The sequence below is a fragment of the Rhodococcus sp. 06-462-5 genome (assembly GCF_002258315.1).
Lineage (GTDB): Bacteria > Actinomycetota > Actinomycetes > Mycobacteriales > Mycobacteriaceae > Rhodococcoides.
This window is the reverse complement of record NZ_NOYD01000013.1, coordinates 16,055-28,933: the sequence shown is the minus strand read 5'-3', so window position 1 is coordinate 28,933 and position 12,879 is coordinate 16,055. Positions and strand designations below refer to the sequence as shown.

At 65.5% G+C, this 12,879-nt stretch carries 12 protein-coding genes; 8 read left to right on the top strand and 4 right to left on the bottom strand.

The genetic code is table 11. The annotated features are described in order from the left end of the window. Positions 1–87 precede the first annotated feature (87 nt). The gene (locus CH251_RS07455) at positions 88–1,278 is read right to left on the bottom strand and encodes a DoxX family protein (RefSeq protein ID WP_094612590.1); all 1,191 of its coding nucleotides are present in this window, start codon (positions 1,276–1,278) and stop codon (positions 88–90) included. Between the two features lie 137 nt (positions 1,279–1,415). Beyond that, positions 1,416–2,105, bottom strand: a complete 690-nt coding sequence (locus CH251_RS07450) for an MBL fold metallo-hydrolase (protein WP_094612589.1) — start codon at positions 2,103–2,105, stop codon at positions 1,416–1,418. Positions 2,106–2,366: 261 nt separating this feature from the next. On the opposite strand from CH251_RS07450, the gene uvrA reads away from it, so the two are divergent. Beyond that, positions 2,367–5,297, top strand: coding sequence for an excinuclease ABC subunit UvrA (gene uvrA, locus CH251_RS07445; protein ID WP_094612911.1), 2,931 nt, complete (start codon positions 2,367–2,369; stop codon positions 5,295–5,297). 78 nt (positions 5,298–5,375) lie between these two features. Here the strand turns inward: uvrA and CH251_RS07440 are convergent, their stop codons facing one another. Beyond that, a complete protein-coding gene (locus tag CH251_RS07440; RefSeq protein WP_045199679.1) occupies positions 5,376–5,756 on the bottom strand; it encodes a DUF1844 domain-containing protein in 381 nt (126 codons plus the stop codon). Positions 5,757–5,758: 2 nt separating this feature from the next. Beyond that, a complete protein-coding gene (locus CH251_RS27415) occupies positions 5,759–5,902 on the bottom strand; it encodes a hypothetical protein (protein ID WP_179273337.1) in 144 nt (47 codons plus the stop codon). 234 nt (positions 5,903–6,136) lie between these two features. Here CH251_RS27415 and infC point away from each other — a divergent pair, with 234 nt between their 5' ends. From infC to CH251_RS07405, 7 genes are all read left to right on the top strand, one after another. Further along, the gene (infC, locus tag CH251_RS07435) at positions 6,137–6,877 is read left to right on the top strand and encodes a translation initiation factor IF-3 (protein WP_373454930.1); all 741 of its coding nucleotides are present in this window, start codon (positions 6,137–6,139) and stop codon (positions 6,875–6,877) included. Positions 6,878–6,991: 114 nt separating this feature from the next. Next, positions 6,992–7,186, top strand: a complete 195-nt coding sequence (rpmI, locus tag CH251_RS07430; protein WP_032394297.1) for a 50S ribosomal protein L35 — start codon at positions 6,992–6,994, stop codon at positions 7,184–7,186. 87 nt (positions 7,187–7,273) lie between these two features. Further along, positions 7,274–7,663 (top strand): 50S ribosomal protein L20, encoded by a 390-nt coding sequence (gene rplT / locus CH251_RS07425; protein ID WP_032378959.1) that lies wholly within the window; start codon positions 7,274–7,276, stop codon positions 7,661–7,663. A gap of 38 nt (positions 7,664–7,701) precedes the next feature. After that, the gene (locus CH251_RS07420) at positions 7,702–8,508 is read left to right on the top strand and encodes an RNA methyltransferase (protein ID WP_094612588.1); all 807 of its coding nucleotides are present in this window, start codon (positions 7,702–7,704) and stop codon (positions 8,506–8,508) included. Positions 8,509–8,614: 106 nt separating this feature from the next. Then, on the top strand, positions 8,615–9,682 hold the full coding sequence (gene pheS, locus CH251_RS07415) for a phenylalanine--tRNA ligase subunit alpha (protein WP_094612909.1): 1,068 nt from the start codon (positions 8,615–8,617) through the stop codon (positions 9,680–9,682). Positions 9,683–9,738: 56 nt separating this feature from the next. Continuing rightward, entirely contained in the window at positions 9,739–12,225 is a 2,487-nt protein-coding gene (gene pheT, locus CH251_RS07410; RefSeq protein ID WP_094612587.1) for a phenylalanine--tRNA ligase subunit beta, read from the top strand. Between the two features lie 70 nt (positions 12,226–12,295). Beyond that, positions 12,296–12,853 (top strand): hypothetical protein, encoded by a 558-nt coding sequence (locus CH251_RS07405; protein ID WP_094612586.1) that lies wholly within the window; start codon positions 12,296–12,298, stop codon positions 12,851–12,853. Positions 12,854–12,879: the final 26 nt, after the last annotated feature.

Sequence of the window (12,879 nt, the reverse complement as noted above, 5' to 3'; positions counted from 1 at the left end):
ACGCCGCACAACGGCCCTGCCGCAGAACCGCTGGTTCCGGGGCAGGGCCGTCTATGCGAACGTCGCTGTATTGCTGTCGGCGAGAAACTACTTCGCGTACTGCTGCAACTTCTTGTCCAAGTTCTTCTGAGCCTTCGCAACTCGCTTCTCGAGCTTGGCGCGAGCCTGCTCGGTGACCTTCTCGAGTTCCTTGCTCTGCTTCTCGGCGCGCTTGCGGGCGCGCTTGCTCAGCGTCTCGACGCGATCGGACGCCAGGTCGGCCCAGGTGACTCCACGTTTCTGGGCTTCGTCGGCGAGGACGGAACCCTTCTCGGTGGCGAGATCGGCGAGCTTGGACGCGCGCTTCTGCGCAACGTCGGCCAATTCGCTGCGACGATCTGCAGCGACGTCGACCAGCTTGGAACCGCGCTTCTGCGCGAGTTCTGCCAGGTCGGTTCCGCGATGCGCTGCCTTGTCGGCGAGCTTGGAGCCGCGCTTCTGCGCCTCGTCGGCCAAGTCGCTGCCGCGATCGGCGGCCAGTTCGGCCAGCTTGGAGCCGCGCTTCTGTGCTTCCTCGGCGAGCACGGAACCCTTGTCGGCAGCCACGTGAGCCCAGCGGCTCAATGCCGGCTGAGCGACCTCGGCCAGCTCCGAGCCCTTGTCGGTAGCGATGTCGGCGAGCTTGGCCAACTTGGGCTGGGCGGCGTCGGCCAACTTGGCCAGCTTCGGCTGTGCAGCCTCGGCGAGATCGGCGCTGCGGCTCGCGGCGACGGCTGCGATTTCCTTGACGCGCTCACCGGTCTCGTGGGTGGAGTGCCCCGGCAGTGCCGAGACGACGCTCTCCTGCGCGCGACGTGCCGCCCGCTTGCTACGCCATGCGACGGACGGCTTGCCCTCGGTGTCGACGGCTGCGATGAGGAGTCCGCCGAGCAGGCTCAGGTTCTTGAAGAAGTGGATACGCTGCGCAGCCTTCGCCTCCGGGTCGGTCTCGTTCCAGAAGGCGTGTCCGGCGAGCGTCGTCGGTACGAGACTTCCCGCGAGAGCGAGAGAGGCGATACGCGGTGCCTTGCCGGTGGCCAGCAGAATGCCGCCGGCGACCTGGATTCCGCCGTTGATACGGACCAGCGTCTCCGGGTCGTTCGGCACGTTCGCGGTGACGTCGTTGGGAAGGACGTCCTTGCCCTGCTCGATCAGCGGAGTGGCGACCTGCGCCTTGCCGGTGGGATTACGGAGTGCGTCGACGCCCCCTGCGATGAAGATCGTAGACATCAGCGGACGGGCGATACGGCGGACCAGCATTGACAGCCTCCTGCGTAGTTTCTCGTGTCATCGGCGGTGGAACGATGGACGGCACGGCGGTCCGAAAACCTACCGCTGTGCGTCCTTTTGTCACACTATTCATACCCCGTGGTTCGCGGTCTCAAGCACGCCGATCGTCACCAACCGCGTGCGCGCCATTCGTCCAGGTGAGGGCGCTCGGCACCGAGTGTCGTGTCCTTTCCGTGGCCCGGGTAGACGACGGTCTCGTCATCGAAGCGGTCGAACAATTTCGTAGTCACGTCGTCGAGCAGGTGGGCGAAATCCTCGGGGCTGCCCGTCTTGCCGACGCCGCCGGGAAAGAGTGAATCTCCGGTGAAGAGGTGCGTGCGAGCGCCGTCGGCATCGGTCAGTGCAAGGGCGATGGAGCCGGGGGTGTGTCCGGTCAGGTGCACCACCTCGAACGTGAGCTCGCCCACCGATACGGTGTCCCGATCTGCGAGCAGGCGGTCGGGAGCCACCGGTAGGGGTCCGGCATCGAGTTCGTGGGCAGCGGTCGGGGAGTCCGTCCCGCCGGCGATGTCCGCCAGCGCCTGCCAGTGGTCGGCGTGCTGGTGAGTCGTCACGACGAGTGAGAGTGTCGGCGCGTTCTCGTCGATGAGCAACGAGATGCGGTCGGCCTCGTTCGCTGCGTCGATCAGCACCGAGTGACCTGTTGCGGAACAGACGACAAGGTAGGTGTTGTTGTCCATGGGGCCGACCGACATCTTCGTGATCGTCGCTCCGGGAATCGTTCGCCGCTGCGGCTGCGAACCCTGCGAGACGACGCCGGTGTAGTTGTCATCGATGACCATGAGGTGCTCGTCCATTTCGAGGACGCTACCGTCGTCGACGGCACGCTGGGCGGCGGGGTCGCGCACGTGGAAAAGTCTGTCGGTGCCTGGATCTACCATTGCTACTGCGTGAGGTTCGTCCCTCACCACAACAGGTTTTCGACGTGGGGTCCTCGGTTACACGACATGTAATCGGTGCGTCGGCATCACACGTCATCACGCGACACCGAGGTCGTGCAGTGCTGCGCCCCCGCAGCAACTCGGCTGGACGTGCTCGTTCGGAAAGAAGGGAACACAGTGGCGGATCGCCTGATAGTGCGAGGTGCACGGGAGCACAATCTGCGGGGAGTCGACATCGACCTGCCTCGGGATGCGCTGATCGTGTTCACGGGTCTGTCCGGATCGGGCAAATCCTCTCTCGCCTTCGACACGATCTTCGCCGAAGGGCAGCGTCGCTACGTGGAGTCGCTGTCGGCGTACGCGCGGCAGTTCCTCGGCCAGATGGACAAGCCGGACGTCGATTTCATCGAAGGCCTCTCGCCTGCGGTTTCCATCGATCAGAAGTCGACCAACCGCAACCCGCGATCGACGGTGGGCACCATCACCGAGGTCTACGACTACCTCCGTCTGTTGTACGCGCGTGCGGGAACCGCTCACTGCCCCGTGTGTGGCGAACAGATCGCGAAGCAGACTCCGCAGCAGATCGTCGATCAGGTGCTGGACATGGAGGAGGGCCTGAAGTTCCAGGTGCTCGCCCCGGTGGTACGCACCCGCAAGGGCGAGTTCGTCGACCTCTTCGACTCGCTGAACACTCAGGGCTACTCGCGTGTTCGCGTCGACGGCGTCGTACATCAGCTCACGAGCCCGCCGGTGCTCAAGAAGCAGGAAAAGCACGACATCGAAGTCGTCGTCGACCGCCTGACCGTGAAGTCGAGTTCGAAGCAGCGTCTGACCGACTCTGTGGAAACCGCCCTTCGGCTGGCCGACGGCATCGTGGTGCTCGATTTCGTCGACCGGGACGAGAATGCATCGGATCGTGAGCGCCGGTTCTCCGAGAAGCTGGCCTGCCCCAACGGTCACCCGTTGTCCATCGACGATCTCGAACCGCGGTCGTTCTCCTTCAACTCGCCGTACGGTGCGTGCCCGGATTGCGTCGGACTCGGCGTTCGCAAGGAAGTCGACCCGGAGCTGGTCGTTCCCGACGGCGATCTCAGCCTCGCTGACGGTGCCATCGCGCCGTGGTCGATGGGCCAGACGTCGGAGTACTTCGGCCGCCTGCTGTCCGGGCTCGCCGACGCCATGGGGTTCGACCTGAACGCGCCGTGGAACAAGTTGCCCGCCAAGGTCAAGCGTGCGGTCCTCGAGGGCAGCGATCACCAGGTGCACGTGAAGTACAAGAACCGCTACGGCCGCACGCGGTCGTACTACGCCGAGTTCGAGGGTGTGATGCCGTTCCTGCACCGCCGGCTGGAGCAGACCGAGTCCGAGCAGATGAAGGAACGCTATGACGGCTACATGCGCGACGTGCCGTGTCCCACCTGCAACGGTGCCAGGCTGCGGCCCGAGATCCTGTCGGTGACGATCGCCGCGGGTGACTTCGGGCCGAAGTCGATCGCCGAGGTGTGCGAATTGTCGATCGCCGACACCGCGAATTTCCTCAACAGCCTTACTCTCGGTCGCCGCGAGGAAGCAATCGCGGGTCAGGTCCTCAAAGAGGTGCAGGCTCGGCTCGGCTTCCTGCTGGACGTCGGTCTTGAATACCTGTCACTGGCCAGGACAGCCGGCTCGCTGTCCGGTGGCGAGGCCCAGCGCATTCGACTCGCCACCCAGATCGGATCGGGACTCGTCGGCGTTCTCTACGTCCTCGACGAGCCGTCGATCGGACTGCATCAGCGTGACAACCGTCGGCTCATCGACACGCTGACGCGGCTGCGCGACCTCGGGAACACGCTGATCGTCGTCGAGCACGACGAGGACACCATCCGTACTTCCGATTGGATCGTCGACATCGGTCCATTGGCAGGTGAGCACGGCGGACGCGTCGTGCACAGTGGTTCGTACGAGGACCTGCTGACCAACGAGGAATCGCTGACCGGTGCGTACCTGTCAGGACGGATGGAGATTCCGCTGCCCGACACCCGTCGTGTCATGGACAAGAAGCGTCAGGTCACCGTGGTCGGTGCCCGCGAGCACAATCTCCGCGGCATCGACGTCAGCTTCCCGCTCGGCGTGCTCACCTCGGTCACCGGGGTATCTGGTTCGGGCAAGTCCACACTCGTCAACGACATCCTCGCGACGGTGATGGCCAACAAGCTCAACGGTGCCCGTCAGGTTCCCGGTCGGCACACGCGCATCAACGGACTCGATCAGCTCGACAAGCTCGTGCGGGTGGATCAGTCCCCGATCGGACGCACACCACGCTCGAACGCCGCAACCTACACCGGGGTGTTCGACAAGATCCGGACGCTGTTCGCAGCGACCACCGAGGCCAAGGTGCGCGGCTATCAGCCCGGTCGATTCTCGTTCAACGTCAAGGGCGGCCGGTGCGAGGCATGCTCGGGAGACGGCACACTGAAGATCGAGATGAACTTCCTTCCGGACGTCTACGTTCCGTGTGAGGTCTGTGAGGGTGCGCGGTACAACCGCGAGACACTCGAGGTCCATTACAAGGGCAAGACCATCGCCGAGGTCCTGGATATGCCGATCGAGGAGGCCGCCGACTTCTTCGAGGCCATCACCTCGATCCACCGCTACCTCAAGACGCTCGTCGAGGTCGGTCTCGGGTACGTCCGCCTCGGCCAACCGGCAACGACGTTGTCCGGCGGCGAGGCGCAGCGCGTCAAACTGGCCGCGGAACTGCAGAAGCGGTCCACCGGCCGCACAGTCTACATCCTCGACGAACCGACCACCGGCTTGCACTTCGAGGACATCCGCAAGCTGCTCGGCGTCGTGAACGGCCTCGTGGACAAGGGCAACACGGTGATCGTGATCGAGCACAATCTCGACGTCATCAAGGTCTCGGACTGGGTCATCGACATGGGCCCCGAAGGTGGTTCCGGAGGTGGAATGGTTGTGGCGCAAGGGGATCCGGAGGCCGTGGCCGCCGTTTCCGAGAGCTACACCGGCAAGTTCCTGCAGGAGGCGCTCACCCGTGAGTCGGTCGTCGTTCCGCCGGTGAAGGCGGCTCCGAAGAAGCGCAGGCCGCGCAAGGTCGCCGCCGTCCGGTAGCGCCCGCGAACGACGAACGCCGCATCCGGTATTCCACGGGATGCGGCGTTCGTGTTCGGGGCGTCGTCGGTGTTCTGCTCAGTGCACCGGTCCGGTGTACTTCTCGCCCGGGCCCTTTCCTGGCTCGTCCGGGTGGGCCGATGCTTCTCGGAATGCGCGCTGCAGTGCCTGCAGCCCGTCGCGAATGGGTCCGGCATGGGGGCCGAGGTATTCCACCGACGCGGTGACCAAGCCTGCCAGCGCGGTGATGACACGTCGTGCCTCGTCGAGGTCCAGGTAGGGGCTCTCCGCGGGATCCGGCTCGGAGAGTCCCAACTTCTCGGCTGCAGAACTCATCAGCATCACCGCAGCGCGGCTGATCACCTCGACAGCGGGGACCTCGGCGAGTTCACGGACTTCGGGCTCGGCACCCAGGGGGTCGGCACCTGCGGCATCGTCGGGATTGGGGGAGCTGGTCATGTCTACGAGAATCCCACGCCTCCCGCTGCGAAGAGCAACGGGTATCCACCGAGAAGGGGCAACAACGCTCGATTGTTCGATTCGGGAATCTGCTGGTAGTGTGACTCGACGACCGTCTTCGGCGTGCGCTCCTCGATGGAGTTCACCGCACGGAGGCAGCAAGTGGAGCCCGACTCCCACCGGCACGTAGCCTTCAACAAGTTACTTCCGGTCCGGTCGCACGATGGAGATCTTCACCGATTTCCTACGTGCTTCCTCCCAGTGAGGAGACTGTACGACGAAAGTTGTCGTGCGGGTCGACCGGTCGACATCGGGCCCTGCCATCGGATCACACCGAGAGCAGGGTTTTTTCGTTGCAGCGGTTCGTACCGCTGCGGGGAATGTCGAGGATCGACGGCGACGGGCTGTGCCAGTGGCAGGCGGTCGGGTTACACACCACACCGCACTACCTAGGAGGCCCCATCAGCACTGAGACCCGCATCAACGATCGCATCCGAGTTCCCGAGGTCCGGCTTGTCGGACCGGGCGGTGAACAGGTGGGGATCGTGCGTGTTGAAGATGCACTCCGCTTGGCTCTCGAAGCCGACCTCGATCTTGTAGAAGTAGCTCCCGACGCACGTCCGCCGGTCTGCAAGATCATGGACTACGGGAAGTTCAAGTACGAGGCTGCGCAGAAGGCGCGCGAATCGCGCAAGAACCAGACGCTGACCGTCATCAAGGAGCAGAAGCTCCGTCCCAAAATCGACGCGCACGACTACGAGACCAAGAAGCGCAGCGTCGTTCGCTTCCTCGAAGCCGGCTCGAAGGTCAAGGTCACCATCATGTTCCGTGGCCGCGAGCAGTCGCGTCCCGAACTCGGCTTCCGTCTGCTGCAGCGCCTGGGCGCGGACGTCGCGGAGCTCGGCTTCGTGGAGACCTCGGCCAAGCAGGACGGCCGCAACATGACGATGGTGTTGGCACCGCACAAGGGTGCCAAGACTCGCGTCAAGGCACAGGAGAGCGCAGCGGCTCCGCCCGCGCAGCGCGCACCGGCCCCCGCGCCGGAACAGCCCGCCGACGCAGCCCCGGCTGCCGAGGCACCGGCCGCAGCAGCTCCGGCTACTCCGGCGCAGACCAACTGAGCCTCGCGCTCTACCAGTAAGACAGCCCTACACCTGCTTCGGTGCACAGGTTCTCCGTAGCGATGTACGGCTGTGCCATGCAACACCGAAGAGCTATCAGAAGAAGAGGATTTCATGCCCAAGCAGAAGACCCACAGTGGTGCCAAGAAGCGATTCAAGGTGTCCGGCAGCGGCAAGATCCTGCGCCAGAAGGCCGGCCGTCGCCACCTGCTCGAGCACAAGCCCACCAAGGTGACTCGTCGCCTCGATGGTGTTGCCGTCGTCAAGAAGCCCGACGTCCCGCGGATCAAGCGCCTGCTCGGCATCTGATCTGGACCGGCCGCCGACCGATACCGGTCGGCTTCATCCCATTACCATTCGGGGTTTCACAAGCCCCCAGATCGACAGGATTTACCAGTGGCACGCGTAAAAAGGGCCGTCAACGCCCAGAAGAAGCGCCGTTCGATTCTCGAAGCGTCCAAGGGATACCGCGGACAGCGCTCACGTCTGTACACCAAGGCCAAGGAGCAGCAGCTTCACTCGCTGACCTACGCCTACCGGGACCGTCGCGCGCGTAAGGGTGACTTCCGCAAGCTGTGGATCACGCGTATCAACGCTGCAGCTCGCGCCAACGACATCACGTACAACCGCTTCGTCCAGGGCCTCAAGGCCGCGGGTGTCGAGGTCGACCGCAAGATCCTCGCCGAGCTCGCTGTGTCGGATGCTGCGGCGTTCGCCAGCCTGGTCGCCATCGCCAAGGCTGCACTGCCTGCCGATGTCAACGCTCCGGCCGGAGAAGCAGCCTGAGCGAGTCGACGTACGACGACTCAACACCGAAACGGCCCGTGGATTCGCTGACCGAGCGAACTCCGCGGGTCGTTTCGGCCGTCAAGCTCGCTCGAGCGGCGGAACGCAAGAAGACCGGACTCTTTCTCGCCGAAGGCTTCAATGCGGTGTCCGAGGCGGCGCAGTCGCGGTTGGTTCGTGAGCTCTTCTTCACCGCTGATGCCCTCGAGCGCCACCATGACCTCATCGCGTCCGTCGAGGCCGGTGGCGCACGAGTTCATCCGATCACCGACCGTGCGGCGAAGGCACTGTCCGACACCGTCACCCCGCAGGGCCTGATCGCCGTCACCGAGTTGGTCGACGTCCCGATCGAGCGTGCGTTGGCCGGCACACCGCGGCTGGTGGCCGTACCGGTGGAGATGGCCGAGCCGGGCAATGCCGGGACGGTCATTCGCGTCGCCGACGCGGCCGGCGCGGATTCGGTAGTTCTGCTGGGCGACTCGGTGGACCCCCACAACGGCAAATGCGTCCGCGCCTCTGCCGGCAGCGTGTTCCATCTCCCCATCGCTCGGGAGCGATCGATCGAGTCCGGAATCGACGCGTTGCGCAGAGCGGGTCTGACCATCGTCGCCACGGCCGCCGACGGCGAAGTGGACTTGGACGACGCCGACGAACTGCTCACGCAACCGACCGCGTGGTTGTTCGGCAACGAGGCGCACGGGCTCCCCGAGTCCGTGACGCGCGACGCCGATCACCGCATTCGAATCCCGATCCACGGCCGCGCCGAGAGCCTCAACCTGGCCACCGCCGCGGCGATCTGCCTGTACGCGAGTGCCAGGGCGCAGCGACGCTCCGAAACTCCGTGAGCAGGTCTCGCCTAGGATCGATACCTGTCTGCTCCGCGCAGGAGTGAAGCCTGCGCAACGACCCTTCGTGGCAGACACCGACTATTACTCGAGGAGTGCAGCTGTCGTGGCGAAGAAAGATGTCGGAACCGAGCCGGTAGATCCGAGCGTTCTCGAGGAGTCCGCGCTCGGATCCGCAGTGGACTCGGCCGAGCAGGCGTTCGCCGACGCGTCGGACCTCGATGCTCTGACCAAGGTCAAGATCGATCATGTGGGCGGCAAGGCTCCGTTGGCGCTGGCGCAGCGCGCCCTCGGTGCGATTCCGGGGGACCAGAAGGCGGACGCGGGCAAACGCGTCAAGGCAGCTCGAGATCGAGTGCAGAAGGCCTTCGACGAGCGCCGCGCCGTGCTGTCGGCCGAGCGTGATGCCGCCATCCTGGTCGCGGAAACCATCGACGTGACACTGCCGACCGACCGCGCTCCCGTCGGTGCCCGGCACCCGATCACGATCATCGCCGAACAGGTTGCGGACGTGTTCGTCGGAATGGGCTGGGAGGTCGAAGAAGGCCCCGAGGTCGAGACCGAACACTTCAATTTCGATGCGCTCAACTTCCTCCCCGACCACCCGGCACGAACGATGCAGGACACGTTCCACATCGCGCCCGAGGGTTCGCGGCAGGTGTTGCGTACCCATACCTCTCCGGTGCAGGTCCGGTCGATGCTCTCGCGTGAGGTGCCGATCTACGTCGTCTGCCCGGGACGGACGTTTCGCACGGACGAACTCGACACCACGCATACTCCGGTCTTCCACCAGGTCGAGGGTCTTGCCATCGACAAGGGCCTGACCATGGCGCATCTGCGCGGCACACTCGATGCGTTCGCCAAGGCGTTGTTCGGCAACGACACTCGTACTCGCATGCGGCCCAACTACTTCCCGTTCACCGAGCCGTCGGCCGAGGTCGACGTGTGGTTCCCGAAGAAGAAGGGCGGGGCCGGTTGGGTCGAGTGGGGTGGCTGCGGAATGGTCAACCCGAAGGTGTTGCAGGCCAGCGGCATCGATCCCGAGGTCTACACCGGTTTCGCGTTCGGCATGGGTCTCGAGCGGACGCTGCAGTTCCGCAACGACATCCCGGACATGCGCGACATCGTCGAGGGCGACATCCGGTTCACGTTGCCCTTCGGTGTCCAGGCCTGACGGAAGCTTCTCACCCGACCCACTTCTTCTCGGATACAAGAAAGAGCTGAGCACACGTGCGAGTCCCACAATCCTGGCTGACCGAGGTCCTGCACGCGGGGTCTCCCGACTGGGCCGTGTCGCCCGAGGAGCTCGACGCCGGTTTCGTGCGGGTCGGGTTCGAGGTCGAGGAACTCGACTCGCTGGACAACGTCACCGGCCCACTGGTGGTGGGTCGGGTGAGTTCTATCGAGGAGCTGACCGAGTTCAAGAAGCCGATTCGCTTCTGCCTGGTGGACGTCGGAGCCGCCGAGCCGCAGGAAATCGTCTGCGGTGCCAGGAACTTCGCCGAGGGCGACCTGATCGTGGCCGCTCTGCCGGGCAGCGTCCTGCCCGGGGGATTCGCCATCGCGTCACGCAAGACGTACGGCCGCAACTCCAACGGCATGATCTGCTCGACGCTCGAACTGGGGTTGGGTAAGGATCACTCCGGAATTCTGGTGCTGCCCGAGGGCACGGCCGCTCCGGGCGACGACGCCAAAGCCGTTCTCGGTCTGCACGACTCGGTGATCGAGCTCAACGTGACCCCCGATCGCGGGTACGCCTTCTCGGTCCGTGGCCTCGCCCGTGAGCTGGCCTGCAGTTTCGATCTCCCGTTCGTGGACCCGGCGCGCACGGTCCCCACCGAGGTCACCGGTGACGCGTGGCCGGTCACCGTCGAACCGAACTCCGGCGCATCGCGATTCGCGCTGCGCAAGATCGTCGGCATCGATCCGACGGCGACCACGCCCTGGTGGCTGCAGCGTCGACTGCTGCTGGCCGGCGTGCGCCCCATCTCGGCCGCCGTCGACGTCACCAACTACGTGCTGCACGAGCTCGGGCAGCCGCTGCACGCGTTCGATGCGGCCAAGGTCGACGGCGATCTGGTCGTCCGTCGTGCGAATGCGGGGGAGAAGCTGACCACGCTTGACGGAGTCGAGCGTTCCCTCGATCCCGAGGACGTCGTCATCGCCGACGGATCGGGAGCGATCTCGTTGGCGGGCGTCATGGGCGGCGCGTCCACCGAAGTCGACGATTCGACCACCGAGGTCGTGCTCGAAGCGGCATCGTTCGATCCGCTGGCAGTGTTCCGCACCGGGCGGCGCCACAAGCTCTCCAGCGAGGCCAGCAAGCGGTTCGAGCGGACCGTGGATTCGGCTCTTCCGGTGGCGGCGCTCGATCGGGCAGCACAGTTGCTGGTCGAGATCGCCGGTGGCCGGATCGAGCCCGTGTTGACGGACATCGGGCAGGCCGCCGAATATCCGGCGGTCACGATGGACTTCGACCTGCCGGATCGAATTGCCGGTGTTCAGTACCCCAACGGAACCGCTGCCCGACGGTTGACGCAGATCGGTTGCAGCGTCGAGGTATCGGTCGACGACGGCGGGCACGGCCAGCTGATCGTCACGCCGCCGTCGTGGCGACCGGACCTGGTGCAGCGCGCCGACCTGGTGGAGGAAGTCCTTCGCCTCGAGGGGCTCGAGAAGATCCCGTCGGTGCTGCCGTCGGCCCCGGGTGGTCGTGGCCTCACCGCCGAACAGAAGCGCAGGCGCGCCGTCGGTAAGGCACTCGCGTTCTCCGGGTATGTCGAGGTGCTACCTCCGGTGTTCCTGCCCAAGGGTGTGTTCGACACGTGGGGACTCGACGCGGACGATCCGCGGCGGGCCACCACCTCGGTGCTCAACCCGCTCGAGGCCGACCGTCCCGAACTCGCGACCACGGTGCTCCCCGGTTTGCTCGAGATGCTCGGTAGAAACATTGCCCGTGGTCAGCGAGACGTCTCGCTGTTCGGAATCGCACAGGTGGTGCTCCGACACGACGCCACCGCCGCCGTGGACGCGTTGCCGGTCGATCGTCGTCCCACCGACGATCAGATCGCCATGCTTCGCGGTTCGTTGCCGGCGCAGCCGGTGCATGTGGGTGTGGTGCTGACCGGTCAGCGTGAGTTGACGGGTCCCTGGGGTCCCGGCCGCGCGGCCGAGGCCGCCGACGCGTTCGCTGCGGTGCGTACCGTCGCCGAGGCGTCCGGGGTGCACGTCGATCTTCGTGCAGCACAGCATCTTCCGTGGCATCCAGGTCGGTGCGCGGAGGTCCTGCTCGACGGCGAGGTCGTCGGGTACGCGGGCGAACTGCATCCGGCGGTCCTCGAGCGAGCCGGTTTGCCTCCTCGTACGTGTGCCGTCGAGTTGAGCCTGAGCGCTCTGCCTGTCGTCGAATCACTTCCTGCTCCCGAGGTGTCTCCGTATCCGGCGGTGTTGCAGGACGTGGCCGTGGTGGTCGACGCGTCCGTTCCGGCAGCGTCGGTGCAAGCCGCGCTCACGATCGGCGGCGGCGATCTGCTCGAGTCGATTCGGTTGTTCGACGTCTACGAGGGTGAACAGGTCGGTGAGGGCCGCAAGTCGCTGGCGTTCGCGCTGCGCTTCCGTGGAGCGGACGGCACCTTGACCGAGGATCAGGCGACGGCTGCCCGCGATGCGGCGGTCGAAGCGGCATCGAAGGCCGTCGGAGCGCGCCTGCGCAGTTGATCCGTGCACGTTCGGGCTCGGGTGTCCGTAGCGTGGAGTCACGAGTGACCACGGGTGACGGGAGCAGCGCATGAGTGAATTCGGTACCGACGGTGCGGCGACGGATCTGCAGGTGATCGAGGAGATTCTCGCCGCTGTGGCGGGTCGACCGCGCCTCGCCCCGGTGGCAGCTGCCGCGTCGGCTCTGGCGGCCGAGCTGGGTACCGCAGAACCGGAGCCGGTCAACCCCGATCGCGGAGCGCCACCCGGGACGGTTCCCGATGTCGACGTTCCGCAGGTCACCAAGCCGCGCATCGATCAGCCCCTCGGTGATCCACCGCCGGGGGCTCCGCTCGGCGGCACGGTACCGGGCATCATCGACGCGGAGCTGGTCGACGACCTGCCTGTCGGTACCGGATACGGTGCCGGGTCGGTGAGCGCACCGATCGGTGACTTCACCGATTCGGGGGTGCCCACTTGGGACGGTGTGCGGGACAAGGTAGAACAGCGATCGGGCACAGCCGTCGGTGCGGAGGAGTTGGACCGAGAGTCCAGGGCGGGCCGCGACCTCGACGAGCAGTGGAACGAACGGCAGGAAGCCGGCCGAAAGAAGCTCGACGAGATCCGCAAGTCCATGGGCGGACGCTGACACACCGGACCCGTTCATGAATGAGC